Source organism: Olsenella sp. DNF00959, from assembly GCF_001553055.1.
GTDB lineage: Bacteria > Actinomycetota > Coriobacteriia > Coriobacteriales > Atopobiaceae > Olsenella_I > Olsenella_I phocaeensis.
Genome location: NZ_KQ960128.1, coordinates 101,078 through 127,313, shown reverse-complemented (window position 1 = coordinate 127,313; position 26,236 = coordinate 101,078). Strand labels below are relative to the sequence as shown.

Here is a 26,236-nt window from a genome sequence, read left to right as displayed (position 1 = left end):
GGTTCCGGGCTCAGACGTCCGGTCGCGGGCGGCTCACTTGCGCACGAACGAGATGCGCTGCCGGATGTGGTCGCCCGACTCGATCTCGTCCACGAGGCCCAGGGCGAAGTCGGCATAGCTGATGGTGGACTCGCCGCGCCCGTTGAGCGTCAGCTCCTCCCCGCCCAGGATGTAGGAGCCGGTGCGCTCGCCGTCGGCCTGGAAGTCGCCCGCGGGCGAGATGAAGGTCCATCTCACGTCGTCGCGCCCGCGGATCTCGTCCAGGGTCTTGACCTGGGCCAGGGCCGTGGGCTTGAAGGCGTCGGGGAAGTCCGGCGTCTGATAGAGCTGCACCTTGTGCTCGTGGTCCACGTAGAGGGAGCCCGCGCCTCCCACGACGACCAGGCGCACGTCGGTGCCGCTCAGGAGGTCGAGCAGGTGCTTGAGGGTGGTCGAGTGCAGGGGCAGGGTCTCGGGCGTGTGGGCGCCGAAGGCGTCCACGACCGCGTCGAAGCCTGCGAGGTCCTCGGCCGTGAGGTCGAAGATGTCGCGCTTGACGTAGGTCTGCGCGTCTCCGCTGTTGTGGTCCCTGCGGCCGAAGGCGGTGACGTCCCAACCGCGACCCATGGCCTCGGTGATGACCTTGCGCGCCACGCGGCCGTCCGCCGCCACGACTGCGATGTTCTTCTTCATGGTCCATATCTCCCGTCTGGCGTGATGCCCGTTTTCCTTCTTGCGTGCCCTATGCCAGGATGTCTGCAATTAATCGGTAAGTAGGAACCTTTACGTATCATAGGTTACAATAAGTAACTAATAGTCTTTACGTGCACAGACAAGAAGGGAGAATCTTTCATGATCGCAACAATGCAGGAGCCCTACGTGGAACATCGCAACGACGTCCGTCCGCGTCTGGAGGACCTTCCTGCCTGTCCCGTCGAGACTACGGCCCAGCTCATAGGCAGCAAGTGGCGCCTGCTCATCCTGCGCGACCTTCTGGGGGGCTCCCGTCGCTTCGGGGAGCTGCGGCGTTCCGTGGGAGACATCTCCCAGAAGGTGCTCACCACCAACCTGCGCGACATGGAGGAGCACGGGCTCGTGGTGCGCCGCGTGTACCCTGAGGTCCCGCCGCGCGTCGAGTACGGCCTCACGGAACTGGGGCGGAGCCTGGGGCCAGTCATCGATGCCATGCGAGGCTGGGGCGAGGCATACCGAGGGCGCGCGTCCGGGCTGAGTTAGCTGCCGGCGTGACTGCCGCGATAGGGCTTGGCCCGCGCCCCGCGCGCCCGGGCTAAGTGCGAAAAATATGCCCCTGTCAGCGTATCATTTGGCGCGAAACGGGCAGACTCCCAGCGTGCGGAAAGACCAGGGAGCCAAGTCATATGGGAGCTGAGGCACATGGACATAGAGGCAGGTAGGACCTTCTCGCTTGCGAAGGAACTCGTGGCCCCTCCGGGATGCACGGTCTCCTCCAAGCTCGCACGGTCCGACGGTGCGCCCTTGGGCTTCGCCCTCGCGGCGGGCACGGACATCAGCGCAGAAAGCTATACGACGCCCAAGCTGGTGCTCGTGCAGGGCGGCTCGCTCGAGCTCTATGTCAGTGGGGGAGAGGCGACCACCCTCGGGGCCGGCGAGCTCGCCGTCACCCCCGTCGACGTGCCCGTGGGCGTGCGGACGGGGGTCGGGTGCGGGTACGTAGAGGTGAACGTAGGAAGGGAAGCGCGGATGAACGAGGTGCTCAAGGCGGGGGAGGTCCTCAGGCTGGCCGACCTCCTGCCCTACCAGAACGGGTCGATCGTGAACATGGACCTCGCGCACAACGCGGGGATGAAGCTCGCCCTCATGAGCTTCGATGCGGGCCAGGGGCTCAGCGAGCATTCCGCTCCGGGAGAGGCCATCGTCTTTGCCTTGGACGGCGAGGCGACCATCGGCTACGAGGGAGAGGAGCACCTCATCCACGCCGGAGAGAACTTCAAGTTCGACGCGGGCGGACGCCACTACGTGCGCGCGGACAAGCGCTTCAAGATGGCGCTGCTCCTGACTCTGGAGCAGTAGGGGAGATTCCGCCCCTGTACATGTTGCGGCCCGGCCAAGCGAGGATCCTCTCGCCTGGCCGGGCCGCATTGCAGTAGATGGGTCTTCGCCGTGGGTGCGGTGGTTCTTTGTCGCGGCTCGTGGGTGCGGTTTGTGGGTGCGGCTCGTGGGTGGATCTTGCCTTCGTGGACACAGGCGAGACGATCTGGCGCCAATTCCGTCCACGTCTGCAAGATGGGGGGCGTCGTAAGGCCCGGGCATGCCACCAGGACCCAGACGTGTCGCCGTGCAGCCTAGCCCTCGTGCCTCCAGACGACGTCGAAGCCTCCGTCCGCCTCGCGCGCCACGAGCTCGAGCTCGTCCTCCTTGGCTCCCACCGGGAGCAGCTCCTCGGCGGTGCCGGGGACGTAGCTCGCGCAGGTGCCGCAGCTGCTGCTGAGCGAGCGCGGCACGGGCATGAGCTCCACCTCCCATCCCGCCTTCTGGCAGAGGCCGCGGAAGCGCATGGCCGCGAAGTGCGAGACGAAGGTGACGACGAGGCGCATCTGGGCGGCCATCTAGCGCTTGATCGAGATGCGCCAGCCGTCCTCGGCGTCGGCGACCTCGACGGCGCAACCCTGGCTGCGGGCGAAGCGCGAGACGTTCTCACGCGGGGCGGGGCTGTCGACCAGCACCTCGAGCTCCGCCTCGTCGCGCAGGGCGTTGCGGGTGAGTACGACGGGCTCGGGGCAGGAAAGCCCGCGTGCGTCAATGGTCTTCATGGTTCTCCTATCTTAGGCTGTGACCCGGTCGGAGCTGTGTCGCGACCGGGCGCGCTGGCACGTGCTGCGTGGGTTACTCGCTGCGCGAGAGGCTGTTGGCATAGGCGATCGCCAGGACCACGACGATGCCCAGGACCGTGGCGACCATGCCGTTGAAGGTGGGGCCGGAGCCGCTGGAGGCGAGGCCGAAGTTGTGGCAGAAGGCGGCGCCGGCGACGAGGCCCAGGATGGTGATGGTGCTGTCGGAGTTGCCCTCGCCCGAGAGGACCGTCTGGCGCAGGGGGCAGCCGCCCAGGAGCACGCAGGAGAGGCCCAGCAGGAAGGTGCCGAGGGCGTTCCAGAGCGCGTCGGTGTGGGCGATGGGCTGGTCGGCGAAGCCGAGCTTGAAGAAGGTGCCGGGGGTCACGCCGGTGAGCACGAGGTTGGTCAACAGGGCGGCGACGAAGACGGCGACGAAGCCCAGGATGAGCTTGCTGTCGCGGAAGAGGATCAGGTCGCGGATGCCGCCCACCATGCAGAGACGGGTGCGCTGGGCGATCGCGCCTACCACGAGACCGGCGACGAGGCTGATGCCCACAGCGGCGTGCAGGGCGCCGGGGCCCTTGCCGGCCTCGGTGAAGTGGATGAACTCGGGCGCGGCGATGAGCAGCACCAGGAGCACGACGGCGATGACGGGCATGACGGAGCCCTCGACGACGCCCATCTTGTGCGACCGTGCCAGGCTGTAGCCGCGGTTGAGGAACACGACGCCGCAGGCGATGCCCAGCGCGAACCCCACGACGCCCCAGATGGCGTTGAGGTCGCCGCCGGCGAGGCGCAGGATCATGCGGAAGGGGCAGCCCAGGAATACGAGGGCGCCGACCATCGCGAAGAAGCCCAGCACGAAGCGGGTGACGGGGGCGCTTCCACCCTTGGGGGCGAACTCCTTGTTCGCGACTGCCATGACCGTGCTGCCCAGGATCAGGCCGATGATCTCGGGGCGGATGTACTGGACCGCGGCCGCTGAGTCGAGGCCCAAGGCGCCTGCGGTGTCGCGCATGAAGCAGGCGATGCAGAAGCCCATGTTGCCGGGGTTGCCGAAGTACACGAGGAGCGACGCGATGACGCCGATCACCGCGCCTCCCACAACGATCGCCGTCTTCTCACTCTTTGCGTCCACGTTCGTCTCCTTTCCGTCGTCTTCTCACGAGCGTTGTCTTTATAGACGAATAACGATTTTTTACCGTATGCTGACAATGTTTGAGTTTGCTGAACCTTTTCCGCCAGCGTCACGCGTACAGGGGTGAACGGAAGACATGGGCATCTACCTCGACAACGGGAGCACGACCTTCCCCAAGCCACCCTGTGTGGCCCAGGCGGTGTACGACTACCTCGCCCACGTGGGCACCAACGTGGGACGCGGAGCCTACCAGGATGCCTATGGCACCGAGCAGGTCGTCTTCGAGACGCGCGAGCGACTCTGCAGGCTCTTCGGCGGCTCGGACTGCGCCAACGTGGTCTTCTCCAAGAACGTGACGGAGTCCCTCAACGTCCTGCTCAAGGGCTACCTGCGACCCGGGGACCACGTGATCGTCTCGTCCATGGAGCACAACGCCGTCATGCGCCCCCTGCGCCAGCTGGAGCGATGTGGCGCGAGCTTCACCCGCGCACGCTGCGACGCCGAGGGTGCGCTTGACCTCGGCTCCCTCGAGTCCTGCCTCACGCCGGCCACCCGGGCCGTGGTCATGACGCACGCGAGCAACGTCTGCGGCACCGTCATGCCCGCGCACGAGCTGGGCGCCTTCTGCCGGGAGCACGGCATCCGCTTCTTCCTCGACAGCGCGCAGACCGCGGGCGTGCTCCCCATAGACGTGGGCGAGCTGCACGCGGACGCCGTGGCCTTCACCGGCCACAAGGGCCTCATGGGTCCCCAGGGCATAGGCGGGCTCGTGCTGGCCGAGGGGCTGGGCCTGGAGCTCGAGCCCCTCGTCTCTGGCGGCACGGGGAGCGTCAGCCACAGCGAGGAGCTCCCCGACTTCCTTCCCGACCGCCTGGAGGCGGGCACCCAGAACCTGCCGGGCATCTTTGGCCTGCATGCCGCCCTGGGCTGGATCGCAAAGACGGGCATCGACGTTATCCATCGGCACGAGATGGCGCTCGCGGAACGCTTCATGGAGGGACTGGCCCCCCTGGAGGAGAGGGGCGTCGCAAGGCTGGTCGGAAGGCGTGGCAGCGAGGGGCGCACCGCCGTCGTGTCCATCCAGACGCCTGGCGACGACGAGGCGACCGTCGCAAAAAAGTTGGATTCCGACTATGGAATCATGGTCCGCGTGGGGTTACACTGCGCCCCGTCCGCGCACAAGACATTGGGGACCTACCCCAGCGGCACCATTCGCTTCTCGTTCGGCTACTTCAACACGGCCGAAGAGGTGGATGCCGCGCTAGAGGCGCTTCGAGACATCTTGTAGCTGACATGCGAACCCGGTGAATCCCAGCCCCTCGGGCCTAGGTGACGCATAGCCATACAGAGCGTTCAAGGAGAGGAGCTTCATCATGGCTACGAACGTCAGGATCAACATGCAGGAGGTGAGCCCCCACGAGGTCCAGCGCCTGGCGGAGGGCTACTACAAGGGCGGCTACTTCTGCGACGAGGCAGTCATGTGCGCCATTCGCGACTGCTTCAAGCTCGACGTGTCCGAGCAGGTCATCACCATGGTCTCGGGCATGTCGGTGGGCGTGGGCAAGTCCGGCTGCATGTGCGGCGCGGCCAACGGGGGCGTTGCCGCCCTCGGCCTGCTCTACGGGCGCACCGAGCAGAACGGCCCGCAGGACCCCAAGGTCGTCAGGTGCATGAGCCTCACCCACGAGCTCCACGACTGGTTCCGCGACAACAACGGCAAGCATGCCCTTTGCTGCCGCGTCCTCACTCGCGAGTTCGACATGGGCAAGGGCGGCCACAAGGAGCAGTGCATCTACTACACCGGACTCTGCGCCTGGAAGGTTGCCAGCATCGTCTGCCGCGAGGAGGGCGTGACCAACCTCGACGGCGAGGGAAGCGAGCCCTTCGAGCGCCAGAAGATCGAGGACGTCGTCGCCATCAAGAAGGAGGCCACTGTTGCTTAGGAGGGTTCCCCTGCCGCTCTCCGGTGTGATGCTGGGGCTGGTCGGCCTGGGAAACCTGCTCCAGAGCTATGGCGAGCCCATCCGCATGGTCTGCGGGATCCTCGCCACCGTGATGGGAATCGTCCTGGTGGCGAAGGTCGCGCTGTACCCCGAGGACTTCAGGCGCGACATGGCCAACCCCATGCTCGCCAGCATCGCGGGCACCTTCCCCATGGCGCTCCTGCTGCTCGCGGGCTACGCCAAGCCGGTGCTTGAGCCCCTGGGCTACCTCCTCTGGTACCTGGGCCTCGCCCTGCACCTGGCGCTCATCGTGTGGTTCACCGCCCGCTACGTGCTGCACTTCCAGCTGAAGCAGGTCTTCCCCAGCTGGTACATCGTCTATGTGGGCATCGTCGCGGCATCGATCACCGCCCCCGCCATGGGCAGGGCCGACGTGGGGACGGTCGCCTTCTGGTTCGGCGTCGTCACCTTCGTGCTCGTCTCCGTCGCGGTGGCACTGCGCTACCTCCGCGTGGGTGAGCCGCCGGTCCCCGCTCGTCCGGTGCTGTGCATCTGCACGGCTCCCGCGAGCCTCTGCGTCGTGGGCTACGTGCAGTCCGTGACTCCCAAGAGCGTGGGCTTCCTCGTCCTCATGGAGGTCGTCGCCAGCGTAATCTTCCTGGGCGTGCTCACCCAGCTGCCCCGCCTGCTCGCGGCGAGGAAGTTCGCCCCCAGCTTCGCGACATACACCTTCCCCCTCGTCATCACGGCGACGGCCCTGAAGCAGACCATGGCCTGCCTGGCCAAGATCGGCTCGCCCGCGCCCTGGCTGCAGCTGCCCGTCCTGGTCGAGACCGTCATCGCCACGCTGCTCCTCGTCTACGCCCTCGTGCGATACGTCATGTTCGTCCTCTCGGCGGACGAGGCAGGGGACGGCGAGGGACAGAAGGAGGCCCCGGCGAAGACCTAGGTGCGGTGCAGCATCGCCGCCGCAGGCGTTCGGCCGGGACGGCCCGCAGCGGATGGTCCTCTCGCCTAGACCATGATGCGGTGCAGGGAGCTGGGGCTGAGCCCCAGCTCCCGCATCTCGTCCATGACCAGTGCCTCGTCGGCGGGGTCCGCCTTCCAGACCATGCCACAGCCGGCGGATATCTGGGGCGGCATGGGGATGAGCCTGCCCGGCACGCCGTCGCGCCTGCAGGCGGCCTCCATCGCCATCGCGTCGGTCGTGCGGTCGAACGCTACTATGAGGGTATCCCTGGGAGCGGAGAGGGGCATGTCGTTCCTTCCTGTGCCGGCCTGGGGTGAGGTTCCGTGGACGGGTGCCCCAGGGGGGCCGTGGTCCAGGACATTCTACGCGCGGGAGCCTTTGGCGGCGGACATGCCGCCCCGCGCACGAGCAGGGGGAGGAGGTGGCCATGACGGCAAAGAAGGTCCAGCTCACCAAGATGACCAAGGCGGCCGGTTGAGCGGCCAAGATGGCACCTGGTGCCCTCGCTCAGGTTCTGAGCGACCTACCCAACACGTTCAACCCACGGCTGCTCATCGGCTTTGACAGCTCGGACGACGCCTGCGTGTACAAGGTGAGCGACGACACGGCGCTCATCAGCACGGTGGACTTCTTCCCGCCGATGGTCGACGACCCGTACCTCTTCGGCCAGATCGCCGCCGCGAACGCGCTCTCGGACGTCTATGCCATGGGAGGCACGCCCACCCTGGCCATGAACCTGCTCTGCTTCCCCAACTGCCTCGACGTGAGCGTCGCGGAGGAGATCCTGAGGGGCGGGGCGGACAAGGCCAAGGAGGCGGGCTGCACCATCGCGGGCGGCCACACCATCACGGACGACGAGCCCAAGTACGGCATGTGCGTCATGGGCTTCGCGCGTCCCGACGAGGTGCTGGCCAACGGCGGCGCGCGCCCGGGCGATGCCCTCGTGCTCACCAAGCGCGTGGGCTCGGGGCTCCTCAACACGGCCGTCAAGGGCGAGCTGCTCGAGCAGTCGGAGCTCGGCGACCTCTATCGCGAGATGAGCACCCTCAACAAGTACGCGGCCGAGGTCGCGCGCGACTTCGACGTGCACGGCTGCACCGACGTGACGGGCTTCGGCCTGGCGGGCCACCTCTGCGAGATGGCCGAGGGCGCGGGCGTCACGGTGCGCCTGAGCTACTCGGCGGTCCCGCTCTTCGACAGCGCGGCCGACATGGCTCGCATGGGCATAGTCCCCGGCGGGGCCTACCGCAACGAGGACTACTTCGGGGACCGCGTGAAGGTGGACGAGGGACTTGCCGAGGAGGTTCCCGAGGTCGTCTTCGACCCGCAGTCCTCCGGCGGCCTGATGTTCGCCTTGCCGCCCGAGCAGGCTGACGAGCTGGTGGCGCGCATCCGCGCGACCGGTGTCTCGGCGGCACGCGTGGGAGAGTTCGTGGCCCGCGGCGAGGGGGAGCCCTTCGTCAGGGTCGTCGCGTAGCCGTCACAATCGACTGGGACGGAGGTCCCAAGAAGGGAAGCATCACATGAGCAATGAAATCATCGACGTCAACGCCATCGGCGACGCCTGCCCCATCCCCGTGGTCAAGACCATGAAGGCCGTGGCCGCTGCGGCCGAGGGCGCGACCGTCGTGACCTCCGTCGACAACCTCACCTCCGTCAAGAACCTCCAGAAGTTCGCGGGCGAGAAGGGCCTCTCCTCATCGGTCAAGGACGGGGGAGACGGCAGCTGGCAGGTGAGCATCCAGGTGGGCGCCGGCAGCGCCGAGGCCGTCAAGGACGTCGACCCCGCAGACTACGCCTGCTGCACCCCCGGCAACGGCGTGGTCGTTGCCATCACGGCGGACCACATGGGGGAGGGCGACGACGAGCTGGGCCGCACCCTCATGAAGGGCTTCATCTACGCCCTCACCCAGCAGGAGGTCCTCCCCAAGTGCGTCCTGTTCTACAACGGCGGCGTCAAGCTCACCACCGAGGGCTCCGACTCCATCGAGGACATCAAGGCCCTCGTAGATGCCGGCGTCGAGGTCCTGAGCTGCGGCACCTGCCTCAACTTCTATGGCATCGCCGAGAAGCTCCAGGTGGGCGATGTTACCAACATGTACGTCATCGCCCAGCGCCAGATGGAGGCCTCGCACGTGGTCAGGCCCTAGCCAGGCGCGCAACGAGCAGTCGTCGCCCCGCTCGCGGTCCATCCGGGGGCGGGGCGACCCGTATGAGGAGGAAGCCGTGATCTACCTGGACAACGCCGCCACCACCATGCGCAAGCCCCAGGTCGTGGTGGATGCCGTGGTCGAGGCCCTGCAGAGCATGGGCAACGCATCTCGCGGCACGAGCGAGGCCTCGCTCGTTGCCACGAGGGCGGACTACGTGGCGCGCGAGCGCCTGGCCAGGCTCTTCGGCTGCCCATGGGCCGACCACGTGGCCTTCTGCTCCAACTCCACCGAAGCCCTCAACCTTGCCCTCATGGGCCTGGTGCGTCCCGGAGACCACGTGGTGAGCACCGACCTCGAGCACAACTCCGTGCTGAGGCCCCTCTACCGCCTGCGCGACGAGCGCGGGGTGCGCCTGGATTTCGCCGGGGCGGACGGGCAGGGACGGCTCGACTACGAGGCCCTCGAGCGTCTGGTGGTCGACGGAACTCGCCTCGTCGCCGTGACGCACGGCTCCAACGTCACGGGCAACATGGTGGACGTCAGGCGCGTGGCCGACGTGGCCCACGCCCACGGCGCCCTGGTGGTCCTCGACGCCTCCCAGACCGCGGGCGCGCACGACGTCGACATGGGCAGGCTCGGTGCCGACGTGGTCTGCTTCACCGGGCACAAGGGGCTCATGGGACCCCAGGGCACGGGCGGCCTCTGCCTCGCGGAGGGCGTCGACATGGCTCCCCTCAAGGTGGGCGGGACGGGCGTCAAGTCCTTCCTCGAGACGCAGCCCGACGAGTACCCCACCCGCCTGGAGGCTGGCACGCTCAACAGCCACGGCATCGCGGGCCTCTCCGCCGCGCTGGGATGGCTGGAGGAGGTGGGCGTCGACGAGGTCCGCGCCCACGAGGACGCCCTGATGCGCCGCTTCTGGGCTGGCGTCCGCGACGTGGCCGGCGTCCGCGTCTACGGCGACTTCGAGCAGGCCGAGCGCTGCGCCATCGTCGCCCTCAACGTCCGCGACTACAGCTCCTCCGCCGTCTCGGACGAGCTCTCTCAGCGTTGGGGCGTCGCCACCCGGCCGGGGGCGCACTGTGCCCCGCGCATGCATCGCGCCCTGGGCACCGTCGAGCAGGGCGTGGTCCGCTTCAGCTTCTCGTACTTCAACACGGAGGACGAGGTGGACGTCGCCGCCGCTGCGGTGAGGGAACTTGCTGCGTAGGTTCTGGCGCCCCTCTCACTTGGTCGTTCAGAACTCGCCCCAGGTGACAGAAAGTCGTCATCTGGGGCGAGTTGTGTACGGGTTGCACCCCGCATGGGTCCGCTGGCGAGAGGACCTACTCCAAAATCGCCCTTGATTTTCTCTGCTCATACTGTATATGTTGTATATATACAGTATGAGCAGAGAGGAGACAGGATGGAGGTTGTGCTCTCCAACTCCTCGGGAACGCCCATCTACGAGCAGATAGCCACGCAGGTCAGGTCCCAGATCGTCCAGGGCTCGCTCGAGCCGGGGGAGGCCCTGCCCTCCATACGCAGCCTGGCCACCAGCCTCAGGATCAGCGCCATCACGACCAAGCGAGCCTACGCGGAGCTGGAGGCCCAGGGCCTCGTGGAGACCGTGCCCGGCAAGGGGTGCTTCGTCGCGGGCGTGGATCCCGAGCTGCTGCGCGAGGAGCGCCTGAGGTCCGTCGAGGAGGCGCTTGCCCTCGCCGCCGCACGGGCGCGCGAGGCGGGAATCGGGTCGGACGAGCTGCACGAGATGCTCGACCTCGTGCTGGAGGAGGGTGGTCGCTGATGTCTGGACACATGGGACGCAAGCTGGCGCTGGGCACCCTGGACCTGAGCGGGGAACCCTCGGACCTCAGGGTGAGGGGGCTCTGCAAGTCCTACGAGGGCTTCGAGCTGAGGGACATCGACCTCGACCTGCCTCGCGGGTCGGTGATGGGCCTGGTGGGGCAGAATGGTGCGGGCAAGACCACCATCATGCGCGCGATCACGGGGGGCCTCGCCCCCGATGCAGGCGAGGTGGAGCTCTTCGGGCATCCCGTTTCGCAGATGGGTCCCGGCGAGCTTCGCGAGGCGAAGGGGGCGATCGACTATGTGAGCTCGACCTGCCCCTATCCGGGCGAGCTCAGCGTGGCACAGGTGGCGACCATGCACGCCCTCGCCTACGAGCGCTTCGACTGGAGGCTCTTCCAGGAGCTGTCCGAGCGCATGGGGCTCCTGCCGCACGATGAGCGCCCGCACCGCTCGCACGCGGCCCGCAAGCGCGTGCGCGAGCTCTCGCGCGGCATGGGCATGAAGCTGCAGCTGGCCTGCGCCCTCGCCACGGGGGCGCGCGTCCTGGTCCTGGACGAGCCAACGGCGGGGCTCGACCCCATCGTGCGCGAGGAGGTCCTGGGCATCCTGCGAGAGTGGATGGAGCCGGGAGACCGCTCCGCGCTGATCTCGAGCCACATCACGAGTGACCTCGAGCACGTCGCCGACTACCTCCTCATGGTGGACGACGGAAGGGTCGTGTTCCAGTGCGAGAGGGACCTCGTGGACGACGTGATGGGCATCGCCCGCTTGAGGGAGGCGGAGCTGGAGCGCGTGCGCGAGGACGGCCTCCTCGCCGGGAGCGGCGCTCGCGTCCTGAGGCGCGACCTGTCCTATGACCTGCTGGTTCCCGACCGCGCGGAGTTCCTGCGCTCCTACCCACAGCTCGCCTGCGACGCGGCGGACATCGACGAGCTCATGCTGCTCGTCGTCAGGGGGGAGGAGTTCTGATGGTGTCTCTGCTGTACGTGGATTTCTGCCTCATGGCGCGGAGGCTTCGCCAGGTGCTGTGGGTGACGGCGGTGGCCGTCTTCGTCCCGTTCCTGATCAACTACGTCTCGGGCAGGGAGACGACCGTCTCGATCGACCAGATAGTCGCCTTCCCCATCATCGCGCTCTGCATCGCGATGTACTTTGCCCTCAGCTGGGCCTTCAACGCCGACGAGGCGAGCGGCTGGGAGCAGGGCAGGCTGGCGCTTCCCGTCACGAGGCGGGACGTGGTGCGCTCGCGCTACCTCTTCCTGCCCCTCTTCGGCCTGGTCGTGCTACTCTTCGTCGCCCTTCTGGCACTGCTCTGCGCCAGGCTGCTCCCCCTGCTCATGCCGCGGGTCTCGGGGGAGCTCGGCCTTGGGAGCCTCTTCGGCTTCCTGCTGCTTGCATACCTGGTGCTGCACCTGCTCTTCAGCCTGCAGCTGCCCTTCCTCTTCGCCTGGGGGACTGCCAGGGCGAGGGCGATTGTCGTCCTGCCCTGCCTGGTTCCCTCACTCCTGGCCTTGCTTCCGAATGAGACGCTGCAGGGCATGGGAGCGGGGCTGACGGGGGTCGTTGGCGCGCTCGGATGGTGGCTCGCCCCCATCGGCGTCCTTGCCTGCGTCGTGGTCTACCTGCTCTCCATGCAGATTTCCTGCAGGCTCTACCAGGGGAGGGAGCTGTAGGGGAGGGGGATGTCGTGCGGACAGGTTGATGCCTGCATCAAGGTGCGGAAAAATTGGTGTGTGCTACGGGGTGGACCTACCGGATTTCCGGTTGGTTCGCCCCGTAGCGCGCGAATGCCATCGAGAGAGTCTCGGAATGGATGCAAGAAACACGCTATTCTTATACACCGTGTACCTTCTGAGTGGCCAATCGAAAGGACCGCCATGGCGAAGAGAGACCAGCTGGCATCTGACAGGGGCCTGAGCGCGCTGGGGGCTCGCGACGGCCTGGTCGTGGGCGTCACGCTCTTCTCGATGTTCTTCGGCGCCGGCAACCTGATCCTGGCGCCGCTCCTGGGCGTGCGTGCGGGCTCACAGACTCCCGAGGCCCTTCTGGGCTTTATCGTATCTGCCGTGGGGCTCCCTGTCCTCACCATCGCGGCAATCGCGCTCTCTGGCACGGTCGGCAAGCTCGCCGACCGCATCCACCCGATCTTCTCGAAGGTCTTCGCGGCGGCGACCTACCTGGCCATCGGTCCCTTCCTTGCCATTCCGCGCACGGCCACGACCTCGTTCGAGATGGTCCGACCCCTCCTTCCCGAGGGAACCCCCGCGTCCGCTGCCCTCGTGGTCTTCTCGCTCGCGTTCTTCGTCGCGGCATACCTCCTCGCCATGCACCCCAACCGCCTGACCGAGCTCATGGGCAAGGTCTCTGGCCCCACGCTCATCGTCCTCGTGGTACTTCTCGTCGCCTCGACCATCGTGTCACCCCCGGGCACGCCCGCGGCCGCAGCAAGCGCCCCCTACGATGGCGTCGCGGGTGTGGCGGGCTTCGTCTATGGCTACCAGACCATGGACGTGCTGGCCGCCCTGGCTTTTGGCTACGTCATCGCCATGAACGTGAGGGAGCTCGGCGTGCGGAGTCCCGAGGGCATAGCGCGACAGGTGGTGCGCTCCGGTATCATCGCGGGAGTCTGCATGGCGGCAATCTACTGCGGCTTCGGATACCTTGGAGCATCCATGGGGTCCGTGGTACCTGACGCGACCAATGGAGCCGAGGTCATCGCCGCCGCAGCAGCGATGGAGTTCGGGGGTGCCGGGAGCGTTCTTGTGGCGGCGATCTTCCTCCTCGCTTGCCTCAACGTGTGCATCGGGCTCATCTGCTCCATCAGCGAGTACTTCTCGACGGAATACGAGCTCATGCCCTACAGACGCTGGGCCCTGGCCATCGCTGCCCTCTCGTGCCTGCTCGCGAACGTGGGACTCACGACCATACTTGAGTACTCGGTGCCTCTGCTCTCTGCCCTGTACCCCATCGCCATCGTGCTCGTGATCATGGGGCTGGTCCAGAGGGGTAAAGGCCACGGCGAGGTGGTTGCTTGGAAGCTCTGCATCACGTTCTGTGGCGTGGACAGCGTGATCGTGGCCCTTCGCGATGGCTTCGCGAAGGGCGTGGCGCTGCCGTTTGACCTTCTGCCCCTGGCCGGCCTGGGGATGGGATGGATACTGCCGGCGATTTTGGGCTTCGTTGTCGGCCTCCTCGCAGAGCGCCTGTTCCGCCGCGCCTAGGCTTACGGGGCTCGTGGACGGGATTTGCGTTTGTGTCGACTTTGAACCCCTGTAGGTTCTTTGTCTGGACGGAAAACACGTTTGTGTAAAGAAAAAGTTGTGTTGAAGTCGCTAGGGTCGCTGCCATAACCTACACAAACGCGTTTTCCGTCCATTTTTGGTCTGAATTCATCTCCGAATCCAGCACTATCGAACTTTTCGTCCACGTTGGAGGCGTCTGCTTCTTCGTGCCGAATTTCTGGCCTGGCATACCTCTCTCCAACTAGACTGAATTTTACTTGGCTGAATCTTGGAGGAGCACAGATGACGAAGTCACTGCCGTACGATCCCAAAAGTATTGAATCGATCATCGAGTATGCGGTTCGGCTCGAGGGACACACGTTGCGCGAGTTCATCGGACTTCAATCCATTGACGACCCTCATAAGAGGAGGGGAGCCTTTGGTGACGCCCTTGAGAAGGACTACTTCAACCTAGAGCTCAACAGCAATCCCAATCCGGATTTCGAAGAGGTGGGACTCGAGCTCAAGTCGACGCCATTGCGACGCAATTCGAAGGGCAAGCTGAGCGCAAAAGAGCGCCTCACCGTCGGTCAGATTAACTACATGGACATTGTCAACGAGAGATTTGAGACAAGCCATTTCCTTAAGAAGATCAACGACGTGCTCATCGTTTCGTACGAGTGGGAAAAGAACATCTCTCCGGTTGACTATGTGGTCAAACTGGTCTTTCGATGGCGCATACCCGAGGAGGATTTGCCACAAATCCGTCATGACTGGGAGACGGTGGTGCAGAAGATTAGGGACGGACGCGCCGAGGACATCTCCTGCTCAGACACAATCTATCTGGAAGCTGCCACCAAGGCAGCCAACAACAGGGTGACCACCGAGCAGCCATTCTCTTCCATTGGAGCGAAGCCTAGGGCTTGGGCGTTCAAGCGTTCTTACATGGATGGGGTCACGAACGACCAGCTGGAAAAGAAGGCACAGAGAATCAAGCGTTCCGAAGAGGAGAAAGAGACGGACCTGTTGACCCTCATCAGGGCGCGTTTCAGACCCTTCTTCGGAATGGCAGACACGGAACTGGTGGAAAGGCTGGAAATCCCCAAATCAAAGAGCTCCGCCGCGCGAGTGACCAACCGCATCCTTGGCGTTGGAGATGCCGACCACATCCTCGAGTTCGAGAAGGCAGGGATAAAATCCAAGACCATGAAACTTAGGATGAATGGGATGCCTATTGAGGCGCTTTCATTTCCTAGCTTCGACTACTTCGAATTGGAAAAACGGCCATTTGAGGAATCAGACTTCCTTGGTTACTTGCAGCGAATGTATCTGTTCGTGATTTATAGAATGGATGACCATGGAGTCCAGAGGCTCACTGATGTTTGTTTCTGGCAGATGCCAGACAAGGATCTCTCTGAGGCGCGGCGCTGCTACGAGCAGATGCAGAAGAACGTAAGGGAGGGAAGGGCCGACAAGTCCGTCCGTTCCAACGAGAATCGTTGCTGCCACGTCCGCCCTCATGCCCAACGTCGGTCTGACACCAGGCCCCAGCCCCATGGTGCGCCGACGACAAAGAAGTCCTTTTGGCTTAATCAGGGCTATCTCAAGACAGAAATTGAGCGGGTCCTCAAACAGCAATAGACGATTTGGTTCGCATGAGTCGAGCCTTGATCGTGTCCCACCGATTGTCTACCATGAGCTGAGCGAAATACGACACAGCAGCGATTGGAGAAACGTGTCGTCAGAGAGATGCGTCACGATAGCCGAGCTCTTTGCAGGAGTTGGCGGGTTTAGGCTTGGCCTCGAGGGATACCACGAAGAAGGTAGACCCGACTTTGACCTTTCGCCCTCGGGTCCCTTCAAGACCGTCTGGGCAAACCAGTGGGAACCACCCGGAACCGCCTCGCGCCAATTTGCGGCTGACTGCTACAAGTCGCATTTTGGCGTCGACTCGGTGGTAAATCGCGATATCAACGAGGTTTTGAATGACTTCGAGGAGGGACGCGTTGACATTCCTCAGGTGTCCATGGTGGTTGGCGGGTTTCCCTGCCAGGACTATTCCGTAGCCCGCCCATTATCTCAGGCGGGTGGGATAGAGGGCAGGAAGGGCGTGCTCTGGTGGGACATCTATCGCTTCCTTAAGATTCAAATTTCTATGTCTGAGGCAAACGCGCGCTATTGCCTGTTCGAAAACGTCGACCGTCTGCTCAAGTCCCCCGCACCTCAGCGCGGCAGGGATTTTGCCATCATCCTTTCCTGCTTGGCTGACCTTGGGTATTCGGTCGAGTGGCGTGTGGTGAACAGCGCTGAGTACGGCTTCTCACAACGCAGGAAGCGAGTCTATATCTACGCAGAGCGAAATGCCTCCTGGGAACTTGAGGACAGGATTATCGGGGGAGTCATGGCGACCGCATTCCCGGCCGATGAGAAGGGGGATTGGCGAACCTTGAAGATTCCAGCTGACCCCTACGACGCTTCGCAAGGATTCAACAAGGGGGGAAGTAAGAGCCCCTTTGGCGATGCAGGCGTAATGGTTGACAACGAGGTTCTTAGCTGCTCGGTGGCGGAGCGGTATGAGGGGAGCAGGAAGATCCTGCGCGACGTACTTGTCCCGGAGTTCGAGGTCCCCGAATCGTTCTACGTCTCACAGGATGCCTTGCCGCGATGGGAGTATTTGAAGGGCGCAAAACACGAACCGCGAACGAACAAGAAGACCGGCTTCACCTATGTATATTCAGAGGGGTCGATGGCCTGGCCCGATTCTTTGGACAAGCCGTCGCGCACCATTCTTACGGGTGAGGGGGGCTCCTCCGCCTCACGCTTCAAACATGTCATCGAAGTTGACGGTCGCTATCGTAGGCTGGTACCCGATGAGCTCGACCAGCTGCAGGGGTTTCCCAAGGGTTGGACTAATACGGGGATGAGTGACAACAACAGAGCGTTCTGCATGGGCAACGCCTTGGTAGTGGGGGTTGTACACCGTATAGGAGAGGCTATTTCGGAACTGGACCTGTAGTGGTTGTATGCATGGCACTAACGCAGGGGTTTTGGGATGGCCCCTGCTTTTTTCATTCAAATGCATACCATGTCCCAGCTTGGGAACAACTAACCCTGTAGCCAACCAGGGAGGCAGCAGCATGGCGCGGGTCAGCATCAAGCGCGTGTACGAGGACGCGAGCGAGTCGGACGGCTTCAGGGTTCTGGTCGACCGCCTCTGGCCGCGCGGCATGAGCAAGGAACGCCTGCACCCCGACCTCTGGGCCAAGGGACTCGCACCCTCCAACGAGGCGCGCAAGGAGTTCGCCCACAAAGCGGAGAACTTCCAGAGCTTCCGCGCTCGCTACCTCATGGAGCTCGACCAGAGCGACGAGGCCTCGAGCCTGGCGGCGGAACTTCTCTCGCATGACGTCGTCACGCTGCTCTATGCCGCCAAGGACCCCCAGGTGAACCATGCCGTGATACTGAGGGACTGGTTGCTTTCCCAGGCGCGGGCGTCATAGGCGCCTCCCACCGTAGCCATACGCAAGGCTTGCCCGTGGACCGCTGCGGGCAGGAACAAGCAAAACGGGACGCGCGAACCCCGCTCCGCGACACGTCCTACAGCACGAAGAGTATGACGGAGAGCGCCATGCACGCGGCGCCTGCCAGCACGAAGAGGTGCCAGACGAAGTGCAGGTAGGGCACGCCCTTTGCCACGTAGAAGCCCGTACCCAGCGTGTAGCAGACGCCTCCGGCCACCAGAAGCGCGAAGCCCGGCATGGGCAGCAGCGCCATGAGCTGGGGCAGCCTGAAGATGACGAGCCAGCCCATGGCCAGGTACGCCAGGGCAGACATCCACTTTGGCTGCCTCTCCTTGAGGAAGCACTCCGCCACGATGCCCAGGATCGCTACGCCCCACACCACCGAGAAGAGCACCAGCCCTCCCTCGTCGCGGAGTGTCACCAGCGCGTATGGCGCGTAGCTGCCGGCGATGAGCACGTAGATGGCCGCATGGTCCATGATGCGGAAGACGCGCTTGGCCTTCTCGGGCGCGAGCGCGTGATAGAGGGTGGAGAAGAGGAACTCCAGGAAGAGCGAGATCCCGAAGACTATCGCCGCGGCGAGCCGGAACCCGCCCCCATGGCTCACCGCCACCACGATCATGATGACCAGTGCGGCGATGGAGAGCAGCGCGGCCACTCCGTGAGAGATCGAGTTGGCGACCTCCTCGCCCAGACTGTACTGACGCGCCACGCCCCGCGCGTCCTGCCTTGTGTTCTTTGCCATGTTCCGACCTCCCATGCCTCGATCGATCTCTGGGTCCCTGCCACTAGGATGCGCCCACCCGGAGGAGTTTGTCCTCTATTACACCCAGTTGATACAATCTGTTGGTCAGAAAGACGCAAGAAGGGTCCTCGTCTTGTCCACTCCAACGCTCGCTGCAGGCTTCGCCATCCTCGTCGCCTCCGTCCTGCTCGCGATGGTCGCGCCCGAGCTCCCCTGGAACGACCTCCCGGGGCGGATGGAGCCGCGCTACCTCCTCCTCGAGCTCGCGCGCGCCCTCCGAGACCTGGCCCAGATCCAGTACCGCCACCTTGTGGAGAAGGTGCAGTAGCCATGCGCCAGGGGAGAGAGGCGCTCGCATCCGACGCCCAGGTGACCTGCCACCTGCTTGACCTCGGGTCGCTCTGCGAGCTGGGGGACCCGCGCGAGCTCGCCGACGCGCTCGAGGGACGCGTCATGCCGCGCTACCTGGACAGAGCGTGCCATGCGCGGCATCCCGGCATGAGGGCCGAGTCCCTGGGAACGGGCCTCATCCTTGCCGGGTGCATGGGGCTCGTTCGGGACGGGGACCTGCTCGACGGTCCCTACGGGAAGCCCGAGCCCACCTCGGGCGACTGGCACCTGGGCATATCCCACACTCACCAGCTCGTGGCCGTGTGCTCCTCTCCCTCGGTGGTGGGGCTCGACGTCGCGTCTGCCTCCGAGGACGTGGACCGCCTCAAGGTCATGACCTTGAGGCGCGGAGGCCAGGCCCTCGCGCCCAGCCTGGAGGACCAGCCCTCGAGGGTCACGCCCGAGGCATTCGCTCGCCTCTGGACGAGAATCGAGGCGACGCTCAAGGCGGAGGGGACGGGCTTCTACGCGGACCTGCGCGAGCACCAGGACTGGTTCGGCCACTGGCGCTTCCGCTGGGGGCTGGAGCTGGGGCACGTGGTCTGTGCCGCCACGGCGGAGGGACTCCCGCTCGAGCTCAGAGTCCACGAGCCGGAGGCGCTCCTCGGCTCCGTGCGCATGGGCGGGCGCACGCCCGTTTACCCGCCCGAAACTCCCATGCCCTAAACTCCTGCATCGGTACGAGACGCTTGCCCCCAGGGGCGGTCAGGAGGAGACATGGCCACGAAGCAGACCCATCGGATCGCCCTCATCCCCGGCGACGGCATAGGTCCCGAGGTGGTTGCCGAGGGAGTCAGGCTCCTGGACGCGGTCGCCGAGGCGGACGGTGGCTTCGACTTCGACTTCACGAGCTTCCCCTGGGGCTGCGAGCACTACCTCAGGACCGGCCAGATGATGCCCGAGGACGGCATAGAGAGGCTCAGGGGCTTCGACGCCATCCTCCTGGGCGCGGTCGGCTTCCCCGGCGTGCCCGACCACGTGTCCCTGCGCGACCTCCTGCTGAGGATCCGCCACGACTTCGACGAGTACGTCAACGTGCGTCCCGTGCGCCTGCTCAAGGGTGCGCCCTGCCCCCTCAAGGGCGTCGAGCCCGGGCAAATTGACATGACGTTCATCCGCGAGAACAGCGAGGGCGAGTACGCCGGCTCCGGCTCCTGGCTGTACGCGGGCACCCCGCGCGAGGTCGTGATCCAGGACGGGGTCTTCTCTCGCCACGGGACCGAGCGCATCATGCGCTACGCCTTCGAGCTGGCACGGCGCGAGCACAGGAGCCTCACGAGCATCAGCAAGGGCAACGCCCTCAACTATTCCATGGTCTTCTGGGACCAGGTCTTCGAGGAGCTCTCGGCCGAGTACCCGGAGGTGGAGACCCACAGCTACCTGGTGGACGCGGCGGCCATGCTCATGGTGAGGGACCCTGGCCGCTTCCAGGTGGTGGTTGCCTCCAACCTCTTCGGCGACATCCTGACCGACCTCGGCGCCGCCATCAGCGGGGGCATGGGGCTCGCCGCGGGGGCCAACCTCAACCCCGAGGGACGCTTCCCCTCCATGTTCGAGCCCATCCACGGCTCGGCGCCGGACATCGCTGGACGGGGCATCGCCAACCCGCTCGCCACGCTCTGGTCCGCGAGCCAGATGCTCGAGCACCTGGGACACGCCGAGTGGGCGCGTCGCGTGCTGGACGCCATCGAGCGCGTGCTGCAGGACGGCGACACCCTCACGCCCGACCTGGGCGGGAGCGCCAGCACGAGCGAGCTTGGGGAGCGTGTGGTGCGGGAGCTCCTGCCCGTCTAGCCCCTGGGGGCATGGGGTAGTATGAGGGTCGTTCAATGCGATTCCGGGCGAGGGTCCGGAGCATCGGAGGCGCTCGTTTGGGAAAGACCAAGGACAAGATCGAGACCCGCGTGAAGAGCCAGGCGGACCATGACGCCGCCATGGCGCAGGCCCATGGCACCGCAACCGCCCCCGTGGGCAGCCCCCAGAACCCGTCCAACGCGATTCTCACCGTGGCAAACGTGATCACTGCCTGCCGCTTCGTGCTCACCATCGTCTTCCTGTGGATGTTCGTCTCGGACATGAACCGCTACGTCGCCCTGGCGTTCTATGCGGTCGCCGCGGTGACGGACTTCCTGGACGGGCAGGTGGCGCGCCGCACCCAGACCGTCAGCTGGGTGGGCAAGGTCATGGACCCCATCATGGACCGCGTGCTGCTCTTCACGGGCGTCCTGGGGCTCATCATCACCGGCGAGCTCCCCGTGTGGGTGGCCTGCTTCGTCATCGGTCGCGACGTCTACCTCTTCCTGGGCGGGCTGCGCCTGCAGCACTACCGCCGCCGTCCGGTGGACGTGGTCTTCGTGGGCAAGGCGGCGACGGCGCTCCTCATGTTTGGCTTCTGCGACCTCCTGCTGGGCCTTCCCGTCGTGCGGGGGCTGGGGGTCACCAGCCTCGGCTGGCTGCCTGGCCTCAACCACGACCCCGCCTGCATGGGCATCTTCTTCGTGTACGCGGGGCTCCTCTGCTCCCTGCTCGCCGTCCTCGAGTACACCAGGACCGGCATCGCCATCAGGCGAGATGCCCTTGCGTCCAGGGCGGAGGACGGCGAGGGCCGATGAGGCCCGCCGGCACCTGGGGCACGTTCGGACGGGGGACATCCCGCATCGTCCTTGGCGCGTCCCTCGCCCTCGTTCTCGCGGTCCTGTGCTTCCTGGCCCTGCCTGCCCCCGCGTTCGCGGTCGAGCCCCCCAGGCTCAGCGAGGCCAGGAGCTACGAGGTCATGGACCAGGACGGCAACGTCCTCTTCGCCCAGGACGCCCAAGAGCACATGGCAATGGCGTCCATCACCAAGGTTATGACGGCCATGGTGGCCCTCGACTCGGGCAGGTCGCTCGACGGCGCCTGTACGGTCGTCGAGGGCAGCTACGAGGAGGGTGCCCAGCTCACGGGGTGGAAGCAGGGAGATGCCCCCACCCTGCGCGACCTGATGATGACCATGCTCGTGTACTCGGGCAACGACTCCGCGGACGACGTCGCCATCAACGTGGCGGGCAGCACCGACGCCTTCGTGGCGCTCATGAACCAGAAGGCCGCCGAGCTCGGCATGGGCGACACGCACTTCGCCAACACGCACGGGCTCGAGCAGGACGGGCACTACTCCTGCGCCCACGACCTCGTGGTGATGGGCCGCTACGCGCTGGAGAACTACCCCTTCATCGCGCAGGCCGTCATGACGCGCAGCTACAGCTGCGTGGTGGCGGGCAAGGAGCGGACCTTCGAGTCGACCGACGACCTCATGGAGAGCTACGGCGGCCTCTGCGGCATCAAGACCGGCGCGGTGGAGGCGGGCACCACCTTCCTGGGCTCCTCGCGCCGGCACGGGCTACAGCTCTTCAGCTGCGTCCTGGGCTGCCAGACGCACGAGGGGCGCTTCGACGACACCGCCGCCCTCATGGACTGGGCCTATGACGAGTACCTGGGGCAGATCCACCTGGCGCGCAGCAGCTGGCCCATCCGCGTGAGCGGCTGGGCACTCGGCTTCTGGGGCAAGGTCGTGGTCACGCCGGAGTGGAGCGTGGGCGGGCGCTGCTACCGCGGCCAGCCCGTCTCGTACTCCACGACCCTGCGCGGGGAGGGCGAGCTCTGCGACCTGGGAGGGCCCTTCGGCTACTCCTCCTGGACCCAGGACGGGCGGAGCGTGGCCGTAAGCTGCCTGCGCGGAAGCTTGCGACCCGTGAGCGTGCCGGCCTTCTCTCCCTTCGAACTGCCCCTCTTCTTCGACGTGACCCAGCTCATGGGCGCGTAGTCTGGATGTGACCTGCATGCTGCAGAGCGAACTGCACGAGGAGCACCTGCTCCTGGGAGCGAGCTTCCCCGAGGGGGAGGCACCGCTCCTGGGGCCCGTCTCGTATGTCACGGAGGGTGCGGACGACCCCTTCCGTGGGGGCTGCGCCCTCTGCGACCTCACGGGCACGCTGGTGCTCCTCGCCTCCGGCGGTCCGGCCAGCTCCTGGGCGCAGGCCGCGTTCGCGGGCGACGGCCTCGCGGTGGGGGAGTGCTCCTTCCAGCCCGCCCTCCTGGGCGACGGCTCCCTGGCGTCGATTCCCCTCCTGGGGCGCACCGGCGACGACGAGTACGCGATCTGGGACCTGAGCCCGCGCTCCCAGACCCTGAGCGCCTGGCTGTCGTTCCTGGCCAACGTCGAGCAGGGGGGCTACAAGCCCTACGAGGGCCTGGGGACCGAGGACGTCACGGACCGGCTCGTCCCGCTCGCGCTCTGGGGAGACTCCGCCGAGGCCGTCCTCAGGGACTACCTGCCGGGCGAGGACACGCTTCCCGCGGCGGGCAGGCTCGGCGAGCTCCTCCTGGACGGGCGGATAGGCTGCCTCATCGCACGGCTGCCGCTCGCGGGGGAGGACTGCTTCCTCCTCATGGTGCCGCCCACGCTCGTGCGCAGGCTCTGGAGGAGCCTCCTCTCCTTCGGTTCGGTGACGCCGGTGGGGCACGGGCGCGTCCTCTCTCGCCTGAGGGAGGCGCTGCCCTGGGCGGGCTGGCTCGCCCAGGCAGACCGCGTGACCCCCACAGGGGGCGAGCTCGACGGCCAGGGGCTCCTGCGCAAGACGGACGACTTCGTGGGCGCGCGCGGCCTGCGTTCGTAGATAATCGGATGAGCGCCCGGGCGTGCGCCCGGGACCCGAGGGAGGGAGAGACGCCATGGGATACGACTTCGAGACCCATGTGAGCCGAGAGAACACCGGGTCGGCGAAGTGGGACGCCATGTACCGGCGCAACCCCCGCGTGGGGCACGAGATCGTGCCGCTCTCGGTCGCCGACATGGAGCTGCCCAACCCGCCCGAGGTGATCGACGCCCTGAGGTCCTACCTGGACGACGCCATCCTCGGCTACACCGAGCCCACCGACGCCTTCTACGACGCGTGCATAGGCTGGCAGGCGCGCCACCACGGCTGGACGCCGGCGCGCGCCTGGCTGGTCACCTCGCCAGGGGTCGTACCGGCCATCTTCAACGCCGTGAGCTCGCTCACCGAGGAGGGCGACGGCGTCATCATCCAGCCGCCTGTGTACTACCCCTTCCGCATGGCAGTGAAGCGGACGGGGCGCACGCTGGTCACCAACCCCCTGAGGCGCGTCGAGCTCGAGGACGGCGGCCACGCCTACGAGATGGACTTCGAGGACCTCGCCCGGAAGGCGGCGGACCCCAGGAACCGCATGCTCGTGCTCTGCAGCCCGCACAACCCCGTGGGCCGCGTCTGGAGGGCCGACGAGCTGAGGCGCCTCCTCGACATCTGCGTTGCGAACGACGTGATCGTGGTGAGCGACGAGATCCACGACGACCTCGTCATGCCCGGCCACGTCCACACCACCATCCTGCGCGTCGCCGACGCGGGCGAGTACGACCACATCCTGGTGTGCACCGCCCCCTCCAAGACCTTCAATCTGGCCGGCTGCCAGGCGTCCGCCATCTACATCCCCGACGAGGCCCTGCGCGAGCGCTTCGAGGAGGGCTTCGCCAAGGTGCCGTTCCTGGAGCTCAACGCCTTCGCCTACGTCGCCACCCAGGCGGCCTACACGAGCTGCGACGAGTGGCTCGAGCAGCTGATCGGGCTCGTGTGGGCGAACTACCGGATGCTCCGGGGCTTCCTTGCCGCCTACCTGCCCGAGGTCGAGCTCTACCCGCTGGAGGGGACCTACCTCGCATGGCTCGACTTCGGCTCCTGGGGGCTCTCGAAGGAGGAGCTCGAGGCCTTCATGTGCGAGGAGGCGCTGCTCTTCCCCGACGAGGGCTCGATGTTCGGCCCCGAGGGCGACTGCTTCGAGCGCCTCAACCTCGCCTGCCCCACCGACGTGCTGGAGGCCGCCCTCGAGCGGCTCGTGCACGCCGCCCGCGAGCGCAGGCTGGGCGCCTTCTCGGGGGGAGACGAGCGATGAAGTACTCCGTCCACGCGCCGGGCGTGCCCGACGCGGCCGGCCCCTACTCCCAGGGGACCACGGCGGGGCGCCTCGTCTTCGCCGCAGGACAGGTCGCTGTCGACCCCGACGACCCCACGCGCATCGTGGAAGGCGGTGCCGCCGCCGAGGCCGAGAGGATCATCGCCCTGGTGGCGTCGCTCCTCTCCGAATGCGACTGCACCCTCTCCGACGTCGCCCAGACCACGCTCTACCTGACGGACCTGGACGACCTCCCCGCGGTCGACGAGGTGTACGGGCGCCACTTCGTGACGCCCGCCCCCGCCCGCTCCGTCGTCGAGGTCGCCCGCCTGCCCCTGGGCGCGCTCGTCGAGATGGACTGCGTCGCCTGCAGGTAGCCCAGGCGCAAGCGCTATGATGGTCTACGTACACTCCACATCGAGGGGAGCCGCCTTGACGTCCACAAACAACAGCCCCGAGATGGGCGCGACCGAGATCTTCCGCATGCCTTCCTCCGACTCCACCTCGCCCGACCTCATGGACCAGGCGAGGCCGTCGAGTCCCACGCTCTCAATCGTGAAGGGGCCCCAGACTGGTTCCGTCTTCGAGCTGAGCGAGGACGAGATTAGCATCGGCCGTGACCCCAACAGCTCCGTCTTCCTCAACGACATGACGGTGTCGCGCCGCCATGCGCGCATCGACCTCAGCGGACTCGCCTCCGGATTCGCCACCATCGAGGACCTGGGCTCGCTCAACGGCAGCTGGGTGGATGGCGCCATCGTCAACCGCGCCATGCTCAAGGACGGCTCCACGATTCAGATCGGCACCTTCCGCATGGTGTTCCACACCAACCAGAAGCCGGCCAGGATCGAGACCGGGAACTAGGCCATGCCCGACGCCGGATACCTGACGATCGGCAAGGTCGTTCGCAAGCTGCAGGCGCAGTACCCCGACCTCTCCATCTCGAAGGTGCGCTACCTCGAGGACGAGGGGCTGCTCGACCCGTCGCGCACGCCCTCGGGCTACCGCCTGTACTCGCAGCATGACGTGCATCGCCTCGAGACCATCCTCTACCTCCAGAAGACTCGCTTCCTGCCCCTCTCCGTGATCAAGGAGCGGCTCGAGGGCAACGGCTCCGGGCCGGTGGGGGGGCAGGACGAGGCATTGGGGCTCCCCAGCTCGCTGCGTCTTCCCAACGAGGACGAGGAGCTTGCGAAGAAGCTCCACCCCATCGACCGCATGCCCGAGGTGCTGGGCATGTCGGTGAGCTTCGTGCGCCAGCTCTCGGACGCGGGCCTCATCGCGCTCAAGAGGTCGCCGCACGGCCGCGACCTGGTGGACGGGAAGGACTTCCCGCTCATCAGGGCCTGCGACGAGCTGCGCCACTTCGGCATCGGCCCCAAGAACCTGAGGCAGTACGTCACGGCCGCCAATCGCGAGAGCGCCATGTTCGAGCAGGCGCTCATCGTGTTCGCCCGCAAGGGCGGAGGGGTCCAGATGGAACTCACCAGCGAGAGCCGCCAGCAGTTCGAGCAGGCGTTCCGCCAGATGCTGAGCCTCACCGGCAACGTGCGGGAGGCGCTCATCCGCAGGCAGGTCTCGCAGACCTTCAACCAGATGGAGGACAGACAGGACTAGCGCGTCGCCCACCAG

At 66.0% G+C, this 26,236-nt stretch carries 31 protein-coding genes; 25 read left to right on the top strand and 6 right to left on the bottom strand.

Going from position 1 to position 26,236, the window contains the following annotated elements:
- Nucleotides 1–33: 33 nt before the first annotated feature.
- Nucleotides 34–672: an NAD(P)-dependent oxidoreductase gene (locus tag HMPREF1868_RS05495; RefSeq protein WP_062531127.1), complete on the bottom strand. Its 639-nt coding sequence runs from the start codon at nt 670–672 to the stop codon at nt 34–36.
- A 159-nt stretch (nt 673–831) separates the two neighbouring features.
- On the opposite strand from HMPREF1868_RS05495, the gene HMPREF1868_RS05490 reads away from it, so the two are divergent.
- Complete coding sequence (locus HMPREF1868_RS05490; RefSeq protein WP_231782267.1) at nt 832–1,215, top strand: winged helix-turn-helix transcriptional regulator; 384 nt, start codon at nt 832–834, stop codon at nt 1,213–1,215.
- A 159-nt stretch (nt 1,216–1,374) separates the two neighbouring features.
- Nucleotides 1,375–2,031 (top strand): cupin domain-containing protein, encoded by a 657-nt coding sequence (locus tag HMPREF1868_RS05485; RefSeq protein WP_062531125.1) that lies wholly within the window; start codon nt 1,375–1,377, stop codon nt 2,029–2,031.
- A 272-nt stretch (nt 2,032–2,303) separates the two neighbouring features.
- Here HMPREF1868_RS05485 and HMPREF1868_RS05480 read toward each other — a convergent pair whose 3' ends face one another.
- The 3 genes from HMPREF1868_RS05480 to yedE form a co-directional block, all read right to left on the bottom strand.
- Nucleotides 2,304–2,567 (bottom strand): putative Se/S carrier protein, encoded by a 264-nt coding sequence (locus HMPREF1868_RS05480; protein WP_231782266.1) that lies wholly within the window; start codon nt 2,565–2,567, stop codon nt 2,304–2,306.
- Nucleotides 2,568–2,771: a sulfurtransferase TusA family protein gene (locus HMPREF1868_RS05475; RefSeq protein WP_062531123.1), complete on the bottom strand. Its 204-nt coding sequence runs from the start codon at nt 2,769–2,771 to the stop codon at nt 2,568–2,570. It lies immediately after the preceding gene.
- A 73-nt stretch (nt 2,772–2,844) separates the two neighbouring features.
- The gene (gene yedE, locus HMPREF1868_RS05470; protein ID WP_062531121.1) at nt 2,845–3,930 is read right to left on the bottom strand and encodes a YedE family putative selenium transporter; all 1,086 of its coding nucleotides are present in this window, start codon (nt 3,928–3,930) and stop codon (nt 2,845–2,847) included.
- 136 nt (nt 3,931–4,066) lie between these two features.
- Here yedE and HMPREF1868_RS05465 point away from each other — a divergent pair, with 136 nt between their 5' ends.
- The 3 genes from HMPREF1868_RS05465 to HMPREF1868_RS05455 all read left to right on the top strand — a co-directional run bounded on the left by HMPREF1868_RS05465 (nt 4,067) and on the right by HMPREF1868_RS05455 (nt 6,822).
- Nucleotides 4,067–5,218 (top strand): aminotransferase class V-fold PLP-dependent enzyme, encoded by a 1,152-nt coding sequence (locus HMPREF1868_RS05465; RefSeq protein WP_062531119.1) that lies wholly within the window; start codon nt 4,067–4,069, stop codon nt 5,216–5,218.
- 85 nt (nt 5,219–5,303) lie between these two features.
- On the top strand, nt 5,304–5,873 hold the full coding sequence (locus tag HMPREF1868_RS05460; protein ID WP_062531116.1) for a C-GCAxxG-C-C family protein: 570 nt from the start codon (nt 5,304–5,306) through the stop codon (nt 5,871–5,873).
- The gene (locus tag HMPREF1868_RS05455) at nt 5,866–6,822 is read left to right on the top strand and encodes a TDT family transporter (protein WP_062531114.1); all 957 of its coding nucleotides are present in this window, start codon (nt 5,866–5,868) and stop codon (nt 6,820–6,822) included. The genes HMPREF1868_RS05460 and HMPREF1868_RS05455 overlap by 8 nt, the downstream gene beginning before the upstream one ends.
- A 65-nt stretch (nt 6,823–6,887) precedes the next feature.
- Here the strand turns inward: HMPREF1868_RS05455 and HMPREF1868_RS05450 are convergent, their stop codons facing one another.
- Entirely contained in the window at nt 6,888–7,130 is a 243-nt protein-coding gene (locus HMPREF1868_RS05450; RefSeq protein WP_062531112.1) for a putative Se/S carrier protein, read from the bottom strand.
- 140 nt (nt 7,131–7,270) lie between these two features.
- On the opposite strand from HMPREF1868_RS05450, the gene selD reads away from it, so the two are divergent.
- The 10 genes from selD to HMPREF1868_RS05400 all read left to right on the top strand — a co-directional run bounded on the left by selD (nt 7,271) and on the right by HMPREF1868_RS05400 (nt 17,508).
- Nucleotides 7,271–8,320, top strand: a complete 1,050-nt coding sequence (gene selD, locus HMPREF1868_RS05445; RefSeq protein ID WP_082719553.1) for a selenide, water dikinase SelD — start codon at nt 7,271–7,273, stop codon at nt 8,318–8,320.
- A 46-nt stretch (nt 8,321–8,366) separates the two neighbouring features.
- A complete protein-coding gene (yedF, locus tag HMPREF1868_RS05440; protein ID WP_082719552.1) occupies nt 8,367–8,993 on the top strand; it encodes a sulfurtransferase-like selenium metabolism protein YedF in 627 nt (208 codons plus the stop codon).
- Between the two features lie 76 nt (nt 8,994–9,069).
- On the top strand, nt 9,070–10,206 hold the full coding sequence (locus HMPREF1868_RS05435; RefSeq protein WP_062531108.1) for an aminotransferase class V-fold PLP-dependent enzyme: 1,137 nt from the start codon (nt 9,070–9,072) through the stop codon (nt 10,204–10,206).
- A gap of 195 nt (nt 10,207–10,401) precedes the next feature.
- Nucleotides 10,402–10,782, top strand: coding sequence for a GntR family transcriptional regulator (locus HMPREF1868_RS05430; RefSeq protein WP_009279228.1), 381 nt, complete (start codon nt 10,402–10,404; stop codon nt 10,780–10,782).
- The gene (locus HMPREF1868_RS05425; RefSeq protein ID WP_062531106.1) at nt 10,782–11,756 is read left to right on the top strand and encodes an ABC transporter ATP-binding protein; all 975 of its coding nucleotides are present in this window, start codon (nt 10,782–10,784) and stop codon (nt 11,754–11,756) included. The genes HMPREF1868_RS05430 and HMPREF1868_RS05425 overlap by 1 nt, the downstream gene beginning before the upstream one ends.
- The gene (locus HMPREF1868_RS05420; protein WP_062531104.1) at nt 11,756–12,460 is read left to right on the top strand and encodes an ABC-2 transporter permease; all 705 of its coding nucleotides are present in this window, start codon (nt 11,756–11,758) and stop codon (nt 12,458–12,460) included. Before HMPREF1868_RS05425 ends, HMPREF1868_RS05420 begins: the two co-directional genes overlap by 1 nt.
- A gap of 204 nt (nt 12,461–12,664) precedes the next feature.
- On the top strand, nt 12,665–14,008 hold the full coding sequence (brnQ, locus tag HMPREF1868_RS05415; protein WP_082719551.1) for a branched-chain amino acid transport system II carrier protein: 1,344 nt from the start codon (nt 12,665–12,667) through the stop codon (nt 14,006–14,008).
- A 303-nt stretch (nt 14,009–14,311) separates the two neighbouring features.
- Nucleotides 14,312–15,649 carry a Sau3AI family type II restriction endonuclease gene (locus HMPREF1868_RS05410; protein ID WP_062531101.1) on the top strand — a complete coding sequence of 446 codons (1,338 nt, stop codon included), beginning with the start codon at nt 14,312–14,314 and terminating at the stop codon, nt 15,647–15,649.
- A gap of 94 nt (nt 15,650–15,743) precedes the next feature.
- A complete protein-coding gene (gene dcm / locus HMPREF1868_RS05405) occupies nt 15,744–17,024 on the top strand; it encodes a DNA (cytosine-5-)-methyltransferase (protein WP_197414958.1) in 1,281 nt (426 codons plus the stop codon).
- A 121-nt stretch (nt 17,025–17,145) separates the two neighbouring features.
- Complete coding sequence (locus tag HMPREF1868_RS05400; RefSeq protein ID WP_062531099.1) at nt 17,146–17,508, top strand: DUF488 domain-containing protein; 363 nt, start codon at nt 17,146–17,148, stop codon at nt 17,506–17,508.
- A gap of 97 nt (nt 17,509–17,605) precedes the next feature.
- On the opposite strand, the gene HMPREF1868_RS05395 is transcribed toward HMPREF1868_RS05400, so the two are convergent.
- Nucleotides 17,606–18,274, bottom strand: coding sequence for a PAQR family membrane homeostasis protein TrhA (locus HMPREF1868_RS05395; RefSeq protein WP_197414957.1), 669 nt, complete (start codon nt 18,272–18,274; stop codon nt 17,606–17,608).
- Nucleotides 18,275–18,407: 133 nt separating this feature from the next.
- Between HMPREF1868_RS05395 and HMPREF1868_RS05390 the strand changes: the two genes are divergently transcribed.
- The 10 genes from HMPREF1868_RS05390 (at nt 18,408) to HMPREF1868_RS05345 (ending at nt 26,221) form a co-directional block, all read left to right on the top strand.
- A complete protein-coding gene (locus tag HMPREF1868_RS05390; RefSeq protein WP_062531097.1) occupies nt 18,408–18,602 on the top strand; it encodes a hypothetical protein in 195 nt (64 codons plus the stop codon).
- A gap of 2 nt (nt 18,603–18,604) precedes the next feature.
- Entirely contained in the window at nt 18,605–19,330 is a 726-nt protein-coding gene (locus HMPREF1868_RS05385; RefSeq protein ID WP_062531094.1) for a 4'-phosphopantetheinyl transferase family protein, read from the top strand.
- Between the two features lie 51 nt (nt 19,331–19,381).
- The gene (locus tag HMPREF1868_RS05380; protein WP_062531092.1) at nt 19,382–20,458 is read left to right on the top strand and encodes a tartrate dehydrogenase; all 1,077 of its coding nucleotides are present in this window, start codon (nt 19,382–19,384) and stop codon (nt 20,456–20,458) included.
- Nucleotides 20,459–20,535: 77 nt separating this feature from the next.
- Entirely contained in the window at nt 20,536–21,276 is a 741-nt protein-coding gene (locus HMPREF1868_RS05375; RefSeq protein ID WP_197414956.1) for a CDP-alcohol phosphatidyltransferase family protein, read from the top strand.
- Nucleotides 21,273–22,463 carry a D-alanyl-D-alanine carboxypeptidase family protein gene (locus tag HMPREF1868_RS05370; protein ID WP_062531088.1) on the top strand — a complete coding sequence of 397 codons (1,191 nt, stop codon included), beginning with the start codon at nt 21,273–21,275 and terminating at the stop codon, nt 22,461–22,463. Before HMPREF1868_RS05375 ends, HMPREF1868_RS05370 begins: the two co-directional genes overlap by 4 nt.
- A 16-nt stretch (nt 22,464–22,479) precedes the next feature.
- A complete protein-coding gene (locus tag HMPREF1868_RS05365; protein WP_062531086.1) occupies nt 22,480–23,316 on the top strand; it encodes a hypothetical protein in 837 nt (278 codons plus the stop codon).
- A 55-nt stretch (nt 23,317–23,371) separates the two neighbouring features.
- The gene (locus HMPREF1868_RS05360; protein ID WP_062531084.1) at nt 23,372–24,604 is read left to right on the top strand and encodes a MalY/PatB family protein; all 1,233 of its coding nucleotides are present in this window, start codon (nt 23,372–23,374) and stop codon (nt 24,602–24,604) included.
- Entirely contained in the window at nt 24,601–24,981 is a 381-nt protein-coding gene (locus tag HMPREF1868_RS05355) for a Rid family detoxifying hydrolase (protein ID WP_062531082.1), read from the top strand. The genes HMPREF1868_RS05360 and HMPREF1868_RS05355 overlap by 4 nt, the downstream gene beginning before the upstream one ends.
- Nucleotides 24,982–25,036: 55 nt before the next feature.
- Nucleotides 25,037–25,468: an FHA domain-containing protein gene (locus HMPREF1868_RS05350; protein WP_231782265.1), complete on the top strand. Its 432-nt coding sequence runs from the start codon at nt 25,037–25,039 to the stop codon at nt 25,466–25,468.
- Nucleotides 25,469–25,471: 3 nt separating this feature from the next.
- Nucleotides 25,472–26,221, top strand: a complete 750-nt coding sequence (locus HMPREF1868_RS05345) for a transcriptional regulator FtsR (protein WP_062531080.1) — start codon at nt 25,472–25,474, stop codon at nt 26,219–26,221.
- Nucleotides 26,222–26,236 lie beyond the last annotated feature (15 nt).